Below are 22,097 nucleotides of genomic sequence, written 5' to 3'. Positions count from 1 at the left end.
AGTGCCTGACCAAAACCTCCAACCTTTCTCCAGATTTTTACTAACCTGATTTCCCAATAAGCATTTCAACGACTGGGAAGCCAAGCTTTGCTACGCAAAAAACCATTAATTTTGACCTTAGCCATGGCCTTTTCTGTGCATTGCTTCGGTGATGACATCCTCTTAAAGCCAGACACAGACACCCGCTATTGCTTTGTTCCTGACTCTGGTATCGAACGGGCAGCCTCTGATGATAGTGCCGACAGCGAAGACAGTGGCAATGAAGACAGCGGCACCTCTGATGAAAGCGACAACCGCTCAGACGAAGACGAAAACGAAACTGATACCGAAACGTCTGTCTTTTTTATAAACACGACACCTGACCCCTTTCAGGCATTAAACGAAATCAGTGAGTATTGTGCGACTCTGAGACTGCAAATGATCGACCAAAACTCCATTTCAGATGGTGAAATAACCACTGAGGCAGAGGTGGCAGAAGCAGTCTCTGCTAACAACCACATGAGTCACCTGAAAAGGCACAAACAGACCCGTCTGGCTGCCGACCAGCAACCCAAGAGAGCCAAGGTACACCAGTGTGACCATGAAAGCTGCAACTACAGAACCGACCGGGTGGGCAACCTGAAAATACACAAACAGACCCATCTGGCTGCCGACCAGCGACCCAAGAGAGCCAAGGTACACCAGTGTGACCATGAAGGCTGCAACTACAGAACCGACCGGGTGGGCAATCTGAAAATACACAAACAAACTCACCGGCCTGCCAACCAGAAAGGCAAGTTTCAGTGTGATCACGAGGGCTGCAACTTCAGCGCCGCATGGCTGAGCCATCTGAAAAAGCACAAACAGACCCACCTGCCTGCCGACCAGAAACCCAAGACGCACCGGTGTGATCATGAAGGTTGCAACTACAGGACCGACCGGCCAGACAGTCTGAAAAAGCACAAACCCATTCATCTGCCTGCCGACCAGAGATCCAAAATACATCAGTGTCGGCATGGGGGCTGCAACTACTGCAGCGACCAGAAGAGCAATCTGGTAAAGCATGAACAGACCCACCTGCCTGCCGACCAGAGACCCAAGAGACCAAAGCCGTACCATTGTGACCATCAGGGCTGCGACCACCGCACCGACCGGCCAGGCCTGCTGAAAAGGCACAAGCAGATCCACCTGCCTGCCAAGCAGAGAGCCAAGGTGCACCAGTGTGACCATGAAGGCTGCAACTTCAGAACCGACTACAAGGCCGGCCTGAAAAAGCACAAACAGACCCACCTGCCTGCCGACCAGAGACCCAACTTGCAACAGTGTGACCATCAGGGCTGCAAATACGCTACTAACCAGCCAAGCCACCTGAAAAGGCACAAACAGAGCCATCTGCACCAGAGACTCAAGAGAAAGGCGTATGACCAGCCGCCATCTAACGCGAAAAGAAAGAAAAACTCCGACCTCTCTCCGGATTTTGACTAACCTGACTTTCCAATAAGTGTTTCAATGACTGGGAAAACAGGCCTTGCTATTCAAAAAACCATTGATTTTGATCTTGACCATAGCTTTCTCTGTGCATTGCTCTAATGATCACGCTCAGGAAAATAGTATGGCTTTGCTCTTCGCCCTGACTTTCGGCAAAGCGCTTATCAACAGCCCCAAGCCGTTTATTGAGGTCTCACCCACGAATGATGATGGTTCTGTCAGTGAAGACAACAGCACCTCTGATGAAAACAACGACAACAGCTCTGAAGAAGAGGAATCTGATACCACAACTTATGTTCAGTGTGTAAACACGACACTTAGTCCTTTTCGAGCATTACACGAAATCAGTGAGTATTGTGCGATTCTGAGAATGAAAATGATTAATGAGGAGTCCACTTCAGACAGTAAAAGACTCACAGAGTCGGAGACAGAAGTGACAGAAGTGACAGAAGTCGACTCTGTTAACCACCTGAAAAAGCACGAGCAGATCCACCTGCCAGCCAACAAGAGACCCAAGGTGCACCAATGTGACCATGGAGACTGCAAATACAGCAGCCGCTTCGCGAGCAATCTGAAAAAGCACAAACAGACCCACCTGCCTGCCGACCAGAGACCCAAGAGACCCAAGGTGCAATGTGACCATGAGGGCTGCCACTACAGCACCACCTTCATGAGCAATCTGAAAAAGCACAAACAGATCCACCTGCCTGCCGACCAGAGACCCAAAAGACCCAGGGTGCACCAGTGTGACCATGAGGGCTGCCACTACAGAGCCGCCCAGGTGGGCAACCTGAAATCACACAAACAGACCCACCTTCCTGCCGACCAAAAGCCTAAAAGACCCCAGAGACCCAAAGTGCTCCAGTGTGACCACAAGGGCTGCAACTACATAACCGGCTTCATGGGCAATCTGAAAAAGCACAAGCAGACCCACCTGCCTGCTGACCAGAGACCCAAAAGAAAGGCCTATGACCAGCTGTCATCCAACAAGAGAAGAAAGAAGGGTGATAACGAATGACGCCTCCCAACCCACTCCAAAGAAACCACCGCCCTCTCCAGATTTCGACTAACCTGATTTCCAAATAAACAGTTTAACGACTGGGAAGCCGGGCTTTGCTATTCAAAAAAACATTGATTTCAACCTTGGCCATTGCCTTTTCTGTACATTGTCCTGGAAGTCACGTTCAAGAAAACAGGCTGCCACCACAAAAACCAGACACCGGCTATTGCTTTTCTCCTGATTCTGGCGTCGAAGCTAAGGCTTACAGCCGGACAGCTCCTGATGACTCTGACACCGAAGACAGTGGCACCTCTGATGAAAGCAGCGACAACGGTTCAAACGAAGACGACACGGATAGTGACACTGAGACCAAAACGGATGTTCAGTATGTGACCACAACTCAGGATCCTTTTCGGGCATTAAACAAAATCAGTGAGTATTGCTCGACTCTGAGACTGAAAATGATCAACGAGGAGTCCACTTTACTGAAAACACACAAACAGACCCACCTGCCTGTCGAGCACAAACCCAGGCTGCACCAGTGTGACCATACGGGCTGCAACTACAGCACCAACCGGGCCGACCATCTGATAAGGCACAAGCAGACCCACCTGCCTACCGACCAGAGACTCAAGGAGCTTCAGTGTGACCATGAGGGCTGCAACTTCAGCACCGACCACACGGGTCACCTGAAAGCACACAAACAGATCCACCTGCCCGCCGACCAGAGACCCGGGATGCAACGGTGTGACCACGGGGGCTGCAACTACAGCACCACCCGGGCGAACCATCTGAGAATGCACAAACAGATCCACCTGCCTGCCGACCAGAGACTCAGGGAGCACCTATGTAACCATGAAGGCTGCAACTACAGCACCAACCAGCCGAGCAATCTGAGAAGGCACAAACAGACTCACCTGCCTCCCGACCAGAGAACCAAAAGACCTAAGGTGCACCACTGTGACCATCAGAGCTGCGACTACAGCACCGACCGGAAAGACGATCTGAAAAGGCACAAACAAATCCACCTGCCTGCCAACCAGAGAACCAAAAGAAAAGCCTGTGACCAGCCGCCATCTAACAAGAAAAGAAAGAAGGGTGATAAAGAATAGAAACCTCTGACCTTTCTCCAGATTTTGACTAACCTGATTTCCCAATCAACCGTTCAACAACTGGGAAGCCAGGCCTTGCTATCCAAAAAACCCTTGATTGTAACCTTGGCCGTTGCTTTTTATGTGCATTGTTCTAGTGGCCATGAAGAGAGTGAGGCCATTGAATATTGCTTTTCTCCCAACTCCAACGTCGAAGCTAAGGCTTACCACCGGGCAGCCTCTGATAACGGTTCTGACAGTGAAGACACCGGCACCTCTGATGAAAACAGCAACAACCGTTCAAATGAAGACGAAACTGAGACCGAAACTGATGTTCAGTATGTAACCACAACGTTTAATCCCTTTCGAGCAGCCAATGAAATCAGTCAGTATTGTGCAACTCTGACAGTGCAAAAGATTAAGCAGGAGCCGGTTTCAGACAGTGAAATAGCCACTCCGAAAACACACAAACAGACCCACCTGCCTGCTGACCAGAGACCCAAGAGACCCAAGATACTCAAGGTGCACCGGTGTGACTATGAGGGCTGCTGCTACAGAAGCGATCGGGCAAACCATCTGAAAATGCACAAACAGACGCACCTGCCTGCTGACCAGAGAACCAAGGAGCACCACTGTGACTATCAGGGCTGCAACTACAGCACCGACCAAACGAGCCATCTGAAAAGGCACAAACAGACTCACCTACCTGCCGAACAGAGACCCAAGAGACCCAAGCCGCTCCAATGTGACCATGAGGGCTGCAACTACAAAACCGACCACAGTGGCAGCCTGATAACGCACAAACAAACCCACCTGCCTGCCGACCAGAGACCCGAGAGACCCAAGACGCACCAATGTGACCATGCGGGCTGCAACTACAGCACCTACCAGGCGGGCAGTCTGAAAACGCACAAACAGACCCACCTACCTGCCGACCAGAGAGCCAAGACGCACCAATGTGACCATGAAGGCTGCAACTACAGCACCTACCAGGCAGGCAGTCTGAAAACGCACAAACAGACCCACCTGCCTGCCGACCAGAAACCTCACCATTGTGACCATGAAGGCTGCAATTACAGCGCCTTCCAGGCGGGCAATCTGAAAATGCACAAACAAACTCACTTGCCTGCCGACCAGAGAGCCAAGACGTACCAGTGTGACCACGAGGGCTGCACCTACAGCTCCGAGCTCGCGAGCAATCTGAAAACGCACAAACAGATCCACCTGCCTGCCGAGCTGAGACCTAAAAAGCCCAAGGTGCACCAGTGCCACCATGAGGCCTGTAACTACATTACCGACCGCCAGAGCCATCTGAAAAGGCACAAACTGACCCACCTGCCTGCCGACCAGAGAACCGAGAGACCCAGGATGCACCAGTGTGACCATGAAAGCTGCAACTACAGCACCGACCACGTCGGTAGTCTGAAAGTGCACAAACGAACCCACCTGCCTGCCGAGCTGAGACCTAAGAGACCCAAAAGGAAAGCGTATGACCAGCTGCCATCTAACCAGAAAAGAAAGAAGGGTGATAAAGAATAGAAACCTCCGACCTTTCTCCAGATTTTGACTAACCTGATTTCCCAATCAACCGTTCAACAACTGGGAAGCCAGGCCTTGCTATCTAAAAAAACCTTGATTTTGACCTTGGCCGTTGTTTTTTCTGTGCATTGCTCCAATGGCCACGCTCAGGAAACTCAAAAAAACAGGTTGCCTTTGCTTTTCTCCCTGACTGTCGGCAAGGCGCTTATCAAAACCCCGAAGCCCTTTATTGAGGTCTCAGTACGTCTGGGAACCGGCCAACCCACCCGGATAAAGCGGTTATCTGACGAAAGTGAAGAGAGTGAGGCCATTGAATATTGTTTTTCTCCCGACTCTGGCATCGAAGCTAAGGCTTACCGTCGGGTAGCTTCTGATGATGGTTCTAACATTGAAGACAACAGCACCTCCGATGAAAACAGCGACAACACTTCAAACGAAGACGAAGCCGAGAGCGAAACCGAGAGCGAAACCGATGTTCAGTATGTAACCATGACAATGACTCCTTTTCCGGTAGCGAATGAAATCAGTCAGTATTGTTCGACTCTGATACTGAAAAAGATTAAGCAGGAGTCCGTTTCAGGCACTGAAATAGCCACTGAGTCAGAGGCAGAAGTGGCAAAAGCGGACTCTGTTAATCCTCCCCAAATCCCCTCACCTGCTGACTGCACCGATCAGGCGAGCCACCTGGAAGCGCACAAACAGAGCCACCCGCCTGCCCACCAAGAACCCAGGAAGTCCCCCTGTGACCATGAGGGCTGCAACTACAAAAGCAAAAAGGCAGGCTACTTAAAAAGGCATAAAAAGACCCTCCTGCCTGGCGAGCAAAGAACCAAGACGCACCTGTGTGATCATCAGGGCTGTCACTACAGCACCAACCATATGGGCAATCTGAAAAAGCACAAACTGACCCACCTGCCTGCCGAGCTGAGACTCAAGTTGCACCAATGCGACCATGCGGGCTGTCACTACAGCGGCTACTATAAGGGCAATCTGAAACAGCACAAACTGACCCACCTGCCCGCCCACCAGAGACCCAAGGGATCCAAGTTGTACCAATGCGCCCATCAGGACTGCAACTACAGCAGCGACAAGAAGGATAATCTGAGAAAGCACAAGCAGACCCACCTGCCTGCTGACCAGAGGCCCGGGTTGCGCCAGTGTGATCATCAGGGCTGCAACTACAGCACCAATCACATAGGTAACCTGAATGCGCACAAACAGAAACACCTGCCTGCTAACCAGAGACGCAATAAACTCAAGGTGAATCACTGTAACCATGAGGGCTGCAACTACAGCTCCGACCAGCCGAGCAATCTGAGAAGACACAAACAGACCCACCTGCCTGCCGAGCAGAGACCCAGGACTTACCACTGTGAACATGAGGACTGTAACTACAGCACCAACCATGCGTTCAATCTGAAAAGGCACAAACTGAAAAGGCACAAACTGGCCCACCAGCCTGACGACCCGAGACCCAAAAGAAAAGCGTATGAACAGCTGCCATCGAACAAGAAAAGAAAGAAGGGTGATAAAGAATGATCCGCTTGCCAACCCTGCTAAAAGAAATCTCCAACCTCTCCAGATTTTTACTAACCTGACTTCCTAATAAACAGCTCAACAATTGGGAAGCCAGGCCTTGCTATCCAAAAAACCATTGATTTTGACCTTGGCCGTTGCTTTTTCTGTGTATTGCTCCAATGGTCAGGCTCAGGAAAACAGGTTGCTCTTCTCTATGGCCAAAACTATCACCACTGAGATCCAGCAAAGAAACCATCAGCAACGTGAAATCATTGCAACCGCCAAACAAAAGGGGAGTCTGATGCACGTTTGCTTCGGTGATGACATCCTCTTAAAGCCAGACACTCGCTATTGCTTTTATCCTGACCCTGGCGTCGAAGCTAAGGCTTACAGTCAGGCAGTCTCTGATGATAGTGCCAACAGCGAAGACAGTGACAGCGAAGACAGCGGCAGCCGTGATGAAAGCAGTGACAACCATTCTGACGAAGACGACACTGATACCGAAACTGATACCGAAATTGATGTTCAGTGTGTAAATACGACACCTGACCCTTTTCGAACACTGAACGAAATCAGTGAGTATTGTGCGACCCTTAGACTGGAAATGATTCAGCAGGAGTCTATTTCAGGCAGTAAAATAACCAGAAAACCCAAGGTGCACCGGTGTGAACATGAGGGCTGTAACTACAGCACAAACCACAAGGGCAATCTGAAAAAGCACAAACCCACCCACCTGCCTGCCAACCAGAGACCCAAAATACCCAAGGTGCACCAGTGTGACCATGAGGGCTGCAAGTACAGCACCAAGTACGTGGGCAATCTGAATAAACACCAACAGACCCACCTGCCTGCCAACCAGAGAGTCAAGAGACCTAAGGTGCACAAGTGTGACCATAAGGACTGCAACTACAGCACCAACCAAGTGGGCAATCTGAAAGCACACAAACAGACCCACCTGCCTGCCAAGCAAAGACCCAAGGTTTACCAGTGTGATCATGAGGGCTGCAACTTCGCTACCAACCACATGGGCAATCTGAAAATGCACAAACACACCCACCTGCCTGCCGACCAGAGACTCAAGGTGCACCGATGTGACCATGAGGGCTGTCACTACAGTACCGACCACAAGGGCAATCTGAAAACCCACAAACAAAAACACTTGCCTGCCGACCAGAGACTTAAAGTGCATTGTCAGCATGAGGGCTGCAACTACAGCACCGTGCACGTAAGCAACCTGATATCGCACAAACAGATCCATCTGCCTGATGACCAGAGACCCAGGCATCACCAGTGTCACCATGAGGGCTGCAACTACAGCACCAACCGGGCGAACAATCTGAGAAAGCACAGGCAAACCCACCTGCCTGCCGACCAAAGACCCAAGAGACTCAAGGTGCACCGCTGTGACCGTGAGGGCTGCAACTACAGCTCCGACCAGGGGAGCCATCTGAGAAGGCATAAACAGACCCACCTGCCTGACAACCAGAGACTCAAGCTGCACCAGTGTGACCATGAGGACTGCGGCTACAACACCGACTTAGTGAACCATCTGAGAAGGCACAAACAGACCCACCTGCCTAACGACCAGAGAGTCAAGGTGCATCGGTGTGACCATGAGGGCTGTCACTACGGCACCGACCACAAGGGCAATCTGAAAACCCACAAACAAAAACACTTGCCTGCCGACCAGAGACTCAAAAGAAAAGCGAATGAACAGCTGCCATCAAACAAAAAAAGAAAGAAGGGTGATAAAGAATGATCCGCTTCCCAACCCTGCTAAAAGAAACCTCCGCCTCTTTCCAGATTTTGACTAACCTGAATTTTCAATAAACAATTCAACGACTGGGAAGCCAACCCTTGCTATTGAAAAAACCATTGATTTTGACTCTGGCCGTTGCTTTTTCTGTGCATTGCCCCAAAGGCCACGCTCAGGAAAGCAGGTTGTCTTTGCTCTTCGCTCTGGGTGTCGGCAAGACGCTTATTGAATGGCACCACTTCGATATGCCACGGATTTGCTTCGGTGATGACATCCTCTTAAAACCAGCCCCCCGCTATTGCTTTTTTCTTGCCACCGGCGTCTCTCCTGATTCTGGTGTTGAAGCTAAGGCTCACAGCCGGGCAGCCTCTGATGAGGGTTCTGAGCCCGAAGACAACGGCACTTCTGATGAAAACAGCGACAACCTTTCTGAAGAAGACGAAACTGATACCGAAACGAATGTTCAGTGTGTAAACACGACAAGTGATCCTTTTCGAGCATTAAACGAATTCAGTGAGGTTTGTGCGACTCTGAGACTAAAAATGATTAACCAGAACTCCACCTCAGACACTGAAATAGCCACTGGGTCAGAATTGATTCACCCGCCTGCCGACCAGAGACCCAAGAAAACCAAGGTGCACCAGTGTGACCATGAAGGCTGCAACTACAACACTAGATGGGCGAGCTATCTGAAAAGGCACAAACAGACCCATCTGCCTGCCAACCAGAGACTCACGGCATTCCAGTGTGACAATGACGGCTGCAACTACAGCACCAACCATGCGGGCAATCTGAAAAGGCACAAACAGACCCACCTGCCCGTCGACCAGAGACCCATAAGAACCAAGGTGCACCAGTGTGACCATGAGGGCTGCAACTACAGAACCGACCACAGGGGCAGTCTGAAAAAGCACAAACGGACCCACCTGCCTGACGACCAGAGACTCTGGGCATACCGGTGTGACCATAAGGGCTGCAACTACAGCACCGACTATGGGAGCAATCTGAAAAGGCACATTCAGACCCACCTGCCTACCGATCTGAGACCTAAAAGACCCAAGGTGCACCAGTGTGACCATGAGGGCTGCAACTACAGTGCTGGTCATACGGGCCATTTGAAAATGCACAAACAGACCCACCTGCCTGCCGATCAGAGACTCAAGGTACACCAGTGTAGCCATGAGGACTGCAACTACAGCACCGACCGAGTGAGCAATCTAAAAACGCACCAACAGACCCACCTGCCTGCCGACCAGAGACCCAAGAAACCCAAAAGAAAAGCGTATGACCAGCCGCCATCTAACAAGAAAAGAAAGAAGGGTGACAAAAAATGATCCATCTCCCAACCCGCCGTAAAGAAACCTCCGACCTCTTTCCAGATTTTGACTAACCTGAATTTTCAATAAACAGTTCAACAACTGGGAAGCCAACCCTTGCTATTGAAAAAACCATTGATTTTGACTCTGGCCGTTGCTTTTTCTGTGCATTGCCCCAAAGGCCACGCTCAGGAAAATAGGTTGTCTTTGCTCTTCGCTCTGGGTGTCGGCAAGGCGCTTATTGAATGGCACCACTTCGACATGCCACGGGTTTGCTTCGATGATGACACTCCCTTAAAGCCAGACACTCGCTATTGCTTTTCTCCAGACTCTGGCGTCGAAGCCAGGACTTATCGTCGGGCAGCCTCTGATGATAGTGCCTACAGCGAAGACAGTGACAGTGAAGACAAGGGTACCTCTGATGGAAACAGCGACAGCAGCCCTGAAGAAAACGAAACGGATACCGAAACGGATGTTCAGTGTGTAAACACGACACCTGATCCTTTTCGAGCATTAAACGAATTCAGTGAGTACTGTGCGACTTTAAGACTGAGAATGATTAACCAGGAGCCCACTTCAGACAGTGAAATAACCACTGGGTCAGAGGCGATTCATCTGCCTGCCGACCGGAGACCCAAGAAAACCAAGGTGCACCAGTGTGACCATGAAGGCTGCAACTACAACACCAGATGGGCGAGCTATCTGAAAAGGCACAAGCAGATCCACCTGCCTGCCGACCAGAGACTCAAGGTGCACCAGTGTGACCATAAGGACTGCAACTACAACACCGATCTGATGAGCAATCTGAAAGCACACAAACAGACCCATCTGCCTGCCGACCAGAGACCCAAAAAACCCAGGATTCACCAGTGTGACTATAAGGGCTGCGACTACAGTTCCGCGCGGTCGCATCGTCTGAAAAAGCACAAACAGACCCATCTGCCTGCCGACCAGAGACACAAGGTGCACCAGTGTAACTATGAGGGCTGCAACTACAGAACCGACCACGGGGGCAGCCTGAACAAACACAAGCAGACCCACCTGCCTGCCGACCAGAAACCCAAAAGAACCAAGGTGCATCGGTGTGACCACGAGGGCTGCAACTACAGAACCGACCACAGGGGCAGCCTGAAAAAACACAAACAGACCCATCTGCCTGACGACCAGAGACTTAAGTTGCACCAGTGTGACCATGAGGGCTGCAACTACAGAACCGACCAAAAGAGCAGTCTGAATACACACAAACATATCCACCTGCCTGCCGACCAGAGACCCAAGGTACACCAGTGTGACCATGAGGACTGCAACTACAGCACCGACCGAGTGAGCAATCTAAAAACGCACAAAAAAAACCACCTGCCTGCCGACCAGAGACCCAAAAGAAAAGCGTATGACCAGCCGCCATCTAACAAAAAAAGAAAGAAGGACGATAAAGAATGATCCATCTCCCAACCCGCCGCAAAGAAACCTCCGACCTCTTTCCAGATTTTGACTAACCTGAACTTCCAATAAACAGCTTAACGACTGGGAAGCCAATCCTTGCTATTGAATAAACCATTGATTTTGACTCTGGCCGTTGCTTTTTCTGTGCATTGCTCCAAAGGCCACGCTCAGGAAAACAGGTTGCCTTTGCTCTTCACTCTGACTGTCGGCAAGGCGCTTATTGAATGGTACCACTTCGACATGCCACGGGTTTGCTTCGATGATGACCTCCTTTTAAAGCCAGACACTCGCTATGGCTTTTCTCCGGACTCTGGCGTCGAAGCCAGGACTTACCGTCGGGCAGCCTCTGATGATAGTGCCTACAGCGAAGACAGTGACAGCGAAGACAGTGACAGCGAAGACAGTGACAGCGAAGACAGTGACAGCGAAGACAGTGACAGCGAAGACAGTGACAGTGAAGACAAGGGTGCCTCTGATGAAAACAGCAACAACAGCCCTGAAGAAGACGAAACGGATGTTCAGTGTGTAAACACGACACCTGATCCTTTTCAAGCATTAAACGAATTCAGTGAGTACTGTGCGACTCTAAGACTGAGAATGATTAACCAGGAGCACACTTCAGACAGTGAAATGGCCACTGGGTCAGGGGCGATTCACCTGCCAGCCGACCGGAGACCCAAAAGATCCAAGGTGCACCAGTGTGACCATGAGGACTGTAACTACAGCACCAACCAGACGAGCAATCTGAAAAGGCACAAACAGACCCACCTGCCTGCCGACCTGAGACCCAAAAGATCCAAAGTGCACCAGTGTGACCATGAGGGCTGCGACTACAGCACCAACCTGGCGGGCAATCTGAAAAGGCACATTCAGACCCACCTGCCTGACGACCGGAGACCCAAGAAACCCAAAGTGCACCAGTGTGACCTTGAGGACTGCAACTACCGCTCCGACCGAGCAGACCATCTAAAAAAGCACAAACAAACGCACCTGCCTGCCGACCAGAGACCCAAGAAACCCAAGGTGCACCATTGTGACCATAAGGGCTGCTGCTACAGTACCAACCGGGCGGACGATCTGAAAAAGCATAAGCAGACCCACCTGCCTGACGACCAAAGACTTAAGGTGCACCAGTGTGACCATGAGGGCTGCAACTACAGAACCGACTACGGTAGCACTCTGAAAATGCACAAACAGACCCACCTGCCTGCCGACCAAAGACTTAAGGTGCACCAGTGTGACCATGAGGGCTGCAACTACAGAACCGACTACGGTAGCACTCTGAAAATGCACAAACAGACCCACCTGCCTGCCGACCAGAGAATCAGGGTGCATCACTGTGACCATAAGGACTGCAACTACAACACCGACGTGGCAAGCAGTCTGAAAATACACAAACGGACCCACCTCCCTGCCGACCAGAGGCCCATAAGACCCAAGGTGCACCAGTGTAACCATGAGGGCTGCAAGTACAGAACCGACTACAGAGGCAGTCTGAAAAGACACAAACAAATCCACCTGCCTGCCGACCAGAGGCCCAAGGTACACCAGTGTGACCATGAGGGCTGCAACTTCAGCACCAATCGAGCGAACAGTCTAAAAACGCACAAACAGACCCACCTGCCTGCCGACCAGAGACCCAAAAGATCCAAGGTGCACCAGTGTGACCATGAAGGCTGCAACTACAGTACCGTTCAGCTGGGCCATCTGAAAATGCACATTCAGACCCACCTGCCTGCCAACCAGAGACCCAAAAGAAAAGCGTACGACCAGCCGCCATCTAATAAAAAAAGAAAGAAGGACGATAAAGAATGATCCATCTCCCAACCCGCCGTAAAGAAACCTCCGACCTCTTTCCAGATTTTTACTAACCTGTATTTCCAATAAACAGCTCAACGACTGGGAAGCCAATCCTTGCTATTGAAAAAACCATTGATTTTGACTCTGGCCGTTGCTTTTTCTGTGCATTGCTCCAAAGGCCACGCTCAGGAAAACAGGTTGTCTTTGCTCTTCACTCTGACTGTCGGCAAGGTGCTTATTGAATGGCACCACTTCGACATGCCTCGGGTTTGCTTCGATGATGACCTCCTTTTAAAGCCAGACACTCGCTATGGCTTTTCTCCGGACTCTGGCGTCGAAGCCAGGACTTACCGTCGGGCAGCCTCTGATGATAGTGCCTACAGCGAAGACAGTGACAGTGACAGTGACAGTGACAGTGAAGACAAGGGTACCTCTGATGAAAACAGCAACAACAGCCCTGAAGAAGACAAAACTGATACCGAAACGGATGTTCAGTGTGTAAACACGACACCTGATCCTTTTCAAGCATTAAACGAATTCAGTGAGTACTGTGCGACTCTAAGACTGAGAATGATTAACCAGGAGCCCACTTCAGACAGTGAAATAGCCACTGGGTCAGGGGCGATTCACCTGCCTGCCGACCTGAGACCCAAGAAACCCAAAGTGCACCAGTGTGACCTTGAGGACTGCAACTACCGCTCCGACCGAGCAGACCATCTAAAAAAGCACAAACAAACGCACCTGCCTGCCGACCAGAGACCCAAGAAACCCAAGGTGCACCATTGTGACCATAAGGGCTGCAGCTACAGTACCAACCGGGCGGACGATCTGAAAAAGCATAAGCAGACCCACCTGCCTGACGACCAAAGACTTAAGGTGCACCAGTGTGACCATCAGGGCTGCAACTACAGAACCGACTACGGTAGCACTCTGAAAATGCACAAACAGACCCACCTGCCTGCCGACCAGAGACCCAAGGCTCACCAGTGTGACCATGAGGGCTGCAACTACACAACCATCCAGGCGGGCAATCTGAAAAGGCACATTCAGACCCACCTGCCTGCCGACCAGAGACTCAAGAGACCCAAAAGAAAAGTGTATGACCAGCCGCCATCTAACAAGAAAAGAAAGAAGAATGATAAAGAATGATCATCTCCCAACTCGCCTCAAAAAAACCTCCGATCTCTTTCCATATTTTTACTAACCTGTATTTCCAATAAACAGCTCAACGACTGGAAGCTAATCCTTGCTATTGAAAAAACCATTGATTTTGACTCTGGCCGTTGCTTTTTCTGTGCATTGCTCCAAAGGCCACGCTCAGGAAAACAGGTTGCCTTTGCTCTTCACTCTGACTGTCGGCAAGGTGCTTATTGAATGGCACCACTTCGACATGCCACGGGTTTGCTTCGATGATGACATCCTCTTAAAGCCTGACACTCACTATGGCTTTTCTCCTGACTGTGGCGTCGAAGCCAAGACTTACCGTCGGGCAGCCTCTGATGATTATTGTAACAGTGAAGACAAGAGTGCCTCTGATGAAAACAGCGACAGCAGCCCTGAAGAAGACGAAACGGATACCGAAACGGATGTTCATTTTATAAACACGACACCTGATCCTTTTCAAGCATTAAACGAATTCAGTGAGTACTGTGCGACTCTAAGACTGAGAATGATTAACCAGGAGCACACTTCAGACAGTGAAATAACCACTGGGTCAGAGGCGATTCACCTGCCTGCCGACCGGAGACCCAAGAAAACCAAGCTGCACCAGTGTGACCATGAAGGCTGCAACTACAACACCAGATGGGCGAGCTATCTGAAAAGGCACAAGCAGATCCACCTGCCTGCCGACCAGAGACCCAAGGTGCACCAGTGTGACCATGAGGGCTGCAACTTCAGAACCGACTACAAGGGCAGTCTGAAACTACACAAACAGACCCACCTGCCTGCCGACCAGAGACCCAGGAAACCCAAAGTGCACCAGTGTGACCTTAAGGACTGCAACTACCGCTCCGACCGAGCGGACCATCTAAAAAAGCACAAACAAACGCACCTGCCTGCCGACCAGAGAGCCAAGGCTCAACAGTGTGACCATGAGGGCTGCAACTACCGTTCCGATCGGAAGACCAATCTGAAAATGCACAAAAAAACCCACCTGCCTGCCAACCAGAGAGCCGGGGTGCGCCAGTGTGACCATGAGGGCTGCAATTACAGCACCGACCGGCCGGGCGATCTGAAAAGGCACAAACAGACCCACCTGCCTGCCGACCAGAGACCCAGGAAACCCAAAGTGCACCAGTGTGACCTTGAGGACTGCAACTACCGCTCCGACCGAGCGGACCATCTAAAAAAGCACAAACAAACGCACCTGCCTGCCGACCAGAGACCCAAGCAACCCAAGGTGCACCATTGTGACCATGCGGGCTGCAGCTACAGTAGCAGTCGGGCGGAAGATCTGAAAAAACATAAGCAGACCCACCTGCCTAAAGACCAGAGACCCAGGGCATACCAGTGTGACCATGAGGGCTGCAACTACAGAACCAACCACAGTGGCAGTCTGAAAATGCACAAACAGACCCACCTCCCTGCCGACCAGAGACTCAAGAGACCCAAAAGAAAAGCGCATGACCAGCCGCCATCTAACAAGAAAAGAAAGAAGGCTGACAAAGAATGATCCATCTCCCAACTCGCCGCAAAGAAACCTCCGACCTCTTTCCAGATTTTTACTAACCTGTATTTCCAATAAACAGTTCAACGACTGGGAAGCCAACCCTTGCTATTGAAAAAACCATTGATTTTGACTCTGGCCGTTGCTTTTTCTATGCATTGCTCCAAAGGCCACGCTCAGGAAAGCAGGTTGTCTTTGCTCTTCCCTCTGACTGTCGGCAAGGCGCTTATTGAATGGTACCGCTTCGACATGCCACAGTTTTGCTTCGATGATGACATCCTCTTAAAACCAGCCCTCCGCTATGGCTTTTCTCCTGACTCCGGTGTCGAAGCCGCCGATGATAGTGCCTACAGCGAAGACAGTGGCACCGAAGACAGTAGCACCTGTGATGAAAGCGACAACCGTTCCGAAGAAGATGAAACTGATACCGAAACGGATGTTCAGTGTGTAAACACGACACCTGATGCTTTTCGAGCATTAAACGAATTCAGTGAGTACTGTGCGACTCTAAGACTGAGAATGATTAACCAGGAGCACACTTCAGACAGTGAAATAGCCACTGGGTCAGGGGCGATTCACCTGCCTGCCGACCGGAGACCCAAAAGGTCCAAGGTGCACCAGTGTGACCATGAGGGCTGTAACTACAGCACCAACCAGACGAGCAATCTGAAAAGGCACAAACAGACCCACCTGCCTGCCGACCTGAGACCCAAAAGATCCAAAGTGCACCAGTGTGACCATGAGGGCTGCAACTACAAAACCGACATGGCAAACAATCTGAAAAGGCACGAACAGACCCACCTTCCTGCCGACCTGAGAATCAGGGTGCACCAGTGTGACCATAAGGGCTGCAACTACAACTCCGACGTGGCAAGCCGTCTGAAAAAACACAAACGGACTCACCTGCCTGCCGACCAGAGGCCCATAAGACCCAAGGTGCACCAGTGTGACCATGAGGGCTGCAGCTACAGTACCCACCGGGTGGACGATCTGAAAAAACATAATCAGATCCACCTGCCTGCCGACCTGAGACCCAAAAGACCCAAGGAGCATCAGTGTGACCATGAGGGTTGCAACTACAACACCGACCTGGCAAGCAATCTGAAAAGGCACAAACAGACCCACCTGCCTGCCGACCTGAGACCCAAAAGATCCAAGGTGCACCAGTGTGACCATGAGGGCTGCAACTACAACACCGACATGGCAGGCAATCTGAAAAGGCACAAACAGACCCACCTGCCTGCCGACCAGAGAATCAGGGTGCATCACTGTGACCATGAGGGCTGCAACTACAACACCGACGTGGCGAACAGTTTGACAATACACAAACAGACCCACCTGCCTGTCGACCAGAGAGCCAAGGTTCACCAGTGTGACCATGAGGACTGCAACTACATAACCAGCCAGGCGAGCAATCTGAAAAGGCACAAACAGTCCCACCTGTCTGCCGAACAGAGACTCAAGAGACCCAAAAGAAAAGCGTACGACCAGCCGCCATCTAACAAGAAAAGAAAGAAGGCTGACAAAGAATGATCCATCTCCCAACCCGCCACAAAGAAACCTCGAACCTCTTTCCAGATTTTGACTAACCTGAATTTTCAATAAAGCGTTCAACGACTGGGAAGCCAATCCTTGCTATTGAAAAAACCATTGATTTTGACTCTGGCCGTTGCTTTTTCTGTGCATTGCTCTAATGGCCACGCTCAGGAAAACAGGTTGTCTTTGCTCTTCGCTCTGGCTGTCGACAAGGTGCTTATTGAATGGTCCTACTTCGACATGCCACGGGTTCGCTTCCATGATCACATCCTGTTAAAGCCAGACACTCGCTATTGCTTTTCTCCTGACTCTGGCGTCGAAGCCAGGACTTACCGTCGGGCAGCCTCTGATGATAGTGCCTACAGCGAAGACAGTGACAGTGAAGACAAGGGTACCTCTGATGAAAACAGCAACAGCAGTCCTGAAGAAGACGAAACTGATACCGAAACGGATGTCCTGTGTGTAAACACAACACCTGATTCTTTTCGAGCATTAAACGAATTCAGTGAGTATTGTGCGACTCTGAGACTGAAAATGATTAGCCAGGAGTCCTCTTCAGACAGTGAAATACCCCTGAAAACACAAAAACAAACCCACCGGTCTGCTGACCAGAGACCCAAGACGTATCAGTGTGACCATCAGGGCTGCGATTACAGCACCGACCGGAGGAGCGATCTGAACAAGCACAAACAGGCCCACTTGCCTATCGACCAGAGAATCAAGAAACCCAAGATGCGCTACTGTGACCATGAGGGCTGCGATTACAGCTCCAACCAGTCGGGCAATCTGAAAAGGCACAAACAGACCCACCTGCCTATCGACCAGAGACTCAGGGTGCACCACTGTGACCATGAGAGCTGCAACTATAAAACCAACGCGGCGAACAATCTGAGAGTACACAAGCGGGTCCACCTGCCTGCCGACCAGAGACCCAAGGTGCACCAGTGTGACCATGAGGGCTGCAACTTCAGAACCGACTACAAGGGCAGTCTGAAACTACACAAACAGACCCACCTGCCTGCCGACCAGAGACCCAGGAGACCCAAAGTGCACCAGTGTGACCTTAAGGACTGCAACTACCGCTCCGACCGAGCGGACCATCTAAAAAAGCACAAACAAACGCACCTGCCTGCCGACCAGAGAGCCAAGGCTCAACAGTGTGACCATGAGGGCTGCAACTACCGTTCCGATCGGAAGACCAATCTGAAAATGCACAAAAAAACCCACCTGCCTGCCAACCAGAGAGCCGGGGTGCGCCAGTGTGACCATGAGGGCTGCAATTACAGCACCGACCGGCCGGGCGATCTGAAAAGGCACAAACAGATCCACCTGCCTGCCGACCAGAGACCCAAGTTGAACCAGTGTGACCATCAGGGCTGTGACTTCAGCACTTACCACAGGGACAGTCTGAAAACGCACAAACAGACCCACCTGCCTTACGACCAGAGAGCCAGGGTGCACCAGTGTGACCATGAGCACTGTAGTTACAGCACCGACCGGGCGAGCGATCTGAAAAGGCACAAACAGTCCCACCTGTCTGCCGAACAGAGACTCAAGAGACCCAAAAGAAAAGCGTACGACCAGCCGCCATCTAACAAGAAAAGAAAGAAGGCTGACAAAGAATGATCCATCTCCCAACCCGCCACAAAGAAACCTCGGACCTCTTTCCAGATTTTGACTAACCTGAATTTTCAATAAAGCGTTCAACGACTGGGAAGCCAATCCTTGCTATTGAAAAAACCATTGATTTTGACTCTGGCCGTTGCTTTTTCTGTGCATTGCTCTAATGGCCACGCTCAGGAAAACAGGTTGTCTTTGCTCTTCGCTCTGGCTGTCGACAAGGTGCTTATTGAATGGTCCCACTTCGACATGCCACGGGTTCGCTTCCATGATCACATCCTGTTAAAGCCAGACACTCGCTATTGCTTTTCTCCTGACTCTGGCGTCGAAGCCAGGACTTACCGTCGGGCAGCCTCTGATGATAGTGCCTACAGCGAAGACAGTGACAGTGAAGACAAGGGTACCTCTGATGAAAACAGCAACAGCAGTCCTGAAGAAGACGAAACTGATACCGAAACAGATGTCCTGTGTGTAAACACAACACCTGATTCTTTTCGAGCATTAAACGAATTCAGTGAGTATTGTGCGACTCTGAGACTGAAAATGATTAGCCAGGAGTCCTCTTCAGACAGTGAAATCCCCCTGAAAACACAAAAACAAACCCACCGGTCTGCTGACCAGAGACCCAAGACGTATCAGTGTGACCATCAGGGCTGCGATTACAGCACCGACCGGAGGAGCGATCTGAACAAGCACAAACAGACCCACTTGCCTATCGACCAGAGAATCAAGAAATCCAAGATGCGCTACTGTGACCATGAGGGCTGCGATTACAGCTCCAACCAGTCGGGCAATCTGAAAAGGCACAAACAGACCCACCTGCCTATCGACCAGAGACTCAGGGTGCACCACTGTGACCATGAGAGCTGCAACTATAAAACCAACGCGGCGAACAATCTGAGAGTACACAAGCGGGTCCACCTGCCTGCCGACCAGAGACCCAAGGTGCACCAGTGTGACCATGAGGGCTGCAACTTCAGAACCGACTACAAGGGCAGTCTGAAAATACACAAACAGACCCACCTGCCTGCCGACCAGAGACCCAGGAAACCCAAAGTGCACCAGTGTGACCTTGAGGACTGCAACTACCGCTCCGACCGAGCGGACCATCTAAAAAAGCACAAACAAACGCACCTGCCTGCCGACCAGAGACCCAAGCAACCCAAGGTGCACCATTGTGACCATGCGGGCTGCAGCTACAGTAGCAGTCGGGCGGACGATCTGAAAAAACATAAGCAGACCCACCTGCCTAAAGACCAGAGACCCAGGGCATACCAGTGTGACCATGAGGGCTGCAACTACAGAACCAACCACAGTGGCAGTCTGAAAATGCACAAACAGACCCACCTCCCTGCCGACCAGAGACTCAAGAGACCCAAAAGAAAAGCGCATGACCAGCCGCCATCTAACAAGAAAAGAAAGAAGGCTGACAAAGAATGATCCATCTCCCAACTCGCCGCAAAGAAACCTCCGACCTCTTTCCAGATTTTTACTAACCTGTATTTCCAATAAACAGTTCAACGACTGGGAAGCCAACCCTTGCTATTGAAAAAACCATTGATTTTGACTCTGGCCGTTGCTTTTTCTATGCATTGCTCCAAAGGCCACGCTCAGGAAAGCAGGTTGTCTTTGCTCTTCCCTCTGACTGTCGGCAAGGCGCTTATTGAATGGTACCGCTTCGACATGCCACAGTTTTGCTTCGATGATGACATCCTCTTAAAACCAGCCCTCCGCTATGGCTTTTCTCCTGACTCCGGTGTCGAAGCCGCCGATGATAGTGCCTACAGCGAAGACAGTGGCACCGAAGACAGTAGCACCTGTGATGAAAGCGACAACCGTTCCGAAGAAGATGAAACTGATACCGAAACGGATGTTCAGTGTGTAAACACGACACCTGATGCTTTTCGAGCATTAAACGAATTCAGTGAGTACTGTGCGACTCTGAGACTGAGAATGATTAATCAGGAGTCCACTTCTGACAGTGACATACCTACTGGCTCAGAAACAATTCACCTGCCTGCCGACCAGAGATCCAGAGTGCACCGGTGTCATCATGAGGGCTGCAATTACAGCGCCTACCGGGCGGGCGATCTGAAAAAGCACAAACAGACCCACCTGCCTGTCGACCAGAGACCCAAGGTGCACCAGTGTGACCATGAGGGCTGCAATTACAGCGCCTACTGGGCAGGCGATCTGAAAAAGCACAAACAGACCCACCTGCCTGTCGACCAGAGACCCAAGGTGCACCAGTGTGACCATGAGGGCTGCAATTACGGCACCGACAAAAGGGGCAGTCTGACAATACACAGACGGAAGCACCTGCCTGCCGAGCTGAGACTCAAGTTGCACCGGTGTGATCATGAGGGCTGCAACTACAGCAGCGATCAGGTGAGTAATCTGAAAGCGCACAAACGAACCCACCTGCCTGCCGGGCGGAGACTAAAGGTGCACCGGTGTGACCATGAGGGCTGCAACTACAGCAGCGATCAGGTGCGCCATCTGAAAGCGCACAAACAAACCCACCTGCCTGCCGACCAGAGAATCAGGGTGCATCACTGTGACCATGAGGGCTGCGACTACAGCACCAACCAGACGGGCAATCTGAAAACACACAAACAGACCCATCTGCCTGCCGACCAGAGACCCAGGGTGCACCAGTGTGACCATGAGGACTGCAATTACCGCACCGACAACAGTGGCAGTCTGAAAAGACACAAACAGAGACACCTGCCTGTTGAGCGGAGACTCAAGGTGCACCGGTGTGACCATGAGGGCTGTGACTACAGAACCGACCACAGGGGCAATCTGAAAAAGCATAAGCAGACCCACCTGTCTGCCGACCAGAGACTCAAGGTACACCAGTGTGACCATGAGGACTGCAACTACAGCACCGACCGAGTGGGCAATCTAAAAACGCACAAACAGACCCACCTGCCTGCCGACCAGAGACTCAGGGTATACCAGTGTGACCATAAGGACTGCAACTACAACACCGACGTGGCGAACAGTTTGAAAATACACAAACAGACCCACCTGCCTGCCGACCAGAGGCCCAAGGTATACCAGTGTGACGATGAGGGCTGCGACTACAGCACCAACCAGGCGAGCAATCTGAAAAGGCACAAACAGACCCACCTGCCTGCCGACCAGAGACTCAGGGTACACCACTGCGACCATAAGGGCTGCAACTACAACACCGACGTGGCGAACAGTTTGAAAATACACAAAGTGACCCACCTGCCTGCCGACCAGAGACTCAAGAGAAAAAGAAAAGTGTATGACCAGCCGCCACCTGACAATAAAAGAAAGAAGGCTGACAAAGAATGATCCATCTCCCAACTCG

Annotated in this window: 15 protein-coding genes; all 15 read left to right on the top strand. The window is 51.2% G+C overall.

Annotation, left to right across the window (positions count from 1 at the left end):
* The first annotated feature begins 87 nt into the window (after window positions 1-87).
* The 15 genes from K7B67_RS02825 (at window position 88) to K7B67_RS02755 (ending at window position 22,081) form a co-directional block, all read left to right on the top strand.
* Entirely contained in the window at window positions 88-1,464 is a 1,377-nt protein-coding gene (locus K7B67_RS02825) for a hypothetical protein (protein WP_252178863.1), read from the top strand.
* Between the two features lie 43 nt (window positions 1,465-1,507).
* Window positions 1,508-2,485, top strand: a complete 978-nt coding sequence (locus tag K7B67_RS02820) for a hypothetical protein (RefSeq protein ID WP_252178862.1) — start codon at window positions 1,508-1,510, stop codon at window positions 2,483-2,485.
* A 95-nt stretch (window positions 2,486-2,580) separates the two neighbouring features.
* Complete coding sequence (locus tag K7B67_RS02815) at window positions 2,581-3,579, top strand: C2H2-type zinc finger protein (RefSeq protein WP_252178861.1); 999 nt, start codon at window positions 2,581-2,583, stop codon at window positions 3,577-3,579.
* Window positions 3,580-3,654: 75 nt separating this feature from the next.
* Window positions 3,655-5,097 carry a hypothetical protein gene (locus K7B67_RS02810; protein WP_252178860.1) on the top strand — a complete coding sequence of 481 codons (1,443 nt, stop codon included), beginning with the start codon at window positions 3,655-3,657 and terminating at the stop codon, window positions 5,095-5,097.
* Window positions 5,098-5,172: 75 nt separating this feature from the next.
* Entirely contained in the window at window positions 5,173-6,636 is a 1,464-nt protein-coding gene (locus K7B67_RS02805) for a hypothetical protein (protein ID WP_252178859.1), read from the top strand.
* Between the two features lie 97 nt (window positions 6,637-6,733).
* The gene (locus K7B67_RS02800) at window positions 6,734-8,374 is read left to right on the top strand and encodes a hypothetical protein (RefSeq protein WP_252178858.1); all 1,641 of its coding nucleotides are present in this window, start codon (window positions 6,734-6,736) and stop codon (window positions 8,372-8,374) included.
* Between the two features lie 98 nt (window positions 8,375-8,472).
* Window positions 8,473-9,705, top strand: coding sequence for a C2H2-type zinc finger protein (locus tag K7B67_RS02795; protein WP_252178857.1), 1,233 nt, complete (start codon window positions 8,473-8,475; stop codon window positions 9,703-9,705).
* Between the two features lie 99 nt (window positions 9,706-9,804).
* The gene (locus tag K7B67_RS02790; protein WP_252178856.1) at window positions 9,805-11,127 is read left to right on the top strand and encodes a hypothetical protein; all 1,323 of its coding nucleotides are present in this window, start codon (window positions 9,805-9,807) and stop codon (window positions 11,125-11,127) included.
* Between the two features lie 99 nt (window positions 11,128-11,226).
* Window positions 11,227-12,945 carry a hypothetical protein gene (locus K7B67_RS02785; protein ID WP_252178855.1) on the top strand — a complete coding sequence of 573 codons (1,719 nt, stop codon included), beginning with the start codon at window positions 11,227-11,229 and terminating at the stop codon, window positions 12,943-12,945.
* Window positions 12,946-13,044: 99 nt separating this feature from the next.
* Window positions 13,045-14,079, top strand: coding sequence for a C2H2-type zinc finger protein (locus tag K7B67_RS02780; protein ID WP_252178854.1), 1,035 nt, complete (start codon window positions 13,045-13,047; stop codon window positions 14,077-14,079).
* Window positions 14,080-14,176: 97 nt separating this feature from the next.
* Entirely contained in the window at window positions 14,177-15,604 is a 1,428-nt protein-coding gene (locus K7B67_RS02775) for a C2H2-type zinc finger protein (RefSeq protein WP_252178853.1), read from the top strand.
* Between the two features lie 99 nt (window positions 15,605-15,703).
* Window positions 15,704-17,131, top strand: a complete 1,428-nt coding sequence (locus tag K7B67_RS02770; protein WP_252178852.1) for a hypothetical protein — start codon at window positions 15,704-15,706, stop codon at window positions 17,129-17,131.
* 99 nt (window positions 17,132-17,230) lie between these two features.
* Window positions 17,231-18,760: a hypothetical protein gene (locus tag K7B67_RS02765; RefSeq protein ID WP_252178851.1), complete on the top strand. Its 1,530-nt coding sequence runs from the start codon at window positions 17,231-17,233 to the stop codon at window positions 18,758-18,760.
* Between the two features lie 99 nt (window positions 18,761-18,859).
* Entirely contained in the window at window positions 18,860-20,194 is a 1,335-nt protein-coding gene (locus tag K7B67_RS02760) for a C2H2-type zinc finger protein (protein ID WP_252178850.1), read from the top strand.
* A 99-nt stretch (window positions 20,195-20,293) separates the two neighbouring features.
* Window positions 20,294-22,081: a C2H2-type zinc finger protein gene (locus tag K7B67_RS02755; protein WP_252178849.1), complete on the top strand. Its 1,788-nt coding sequence runs from the start codon at window positions 20,294-20,296 to the stop codon at window positions 22,079-22,081.
* The last annotated feature ends 16 nt before the right edge of the window (window positions 22,082-22,097 follow it).

This window comes from Endozoicomonas sp. 4G, from assembly GCF_023822025.1.
Classification (GTDB): domain Bacteria; phylum Pseudomonadota; class Gammaproteobacteria; order Pseudomonadales; family Endozoicomonadaceae; genus Endozoicomonas_A.
The sequence above is the reverse complement of the archived record's forward strand: the minus strand, read 5'-3'. Positions and strand labels throughout refer to the sequence as shown.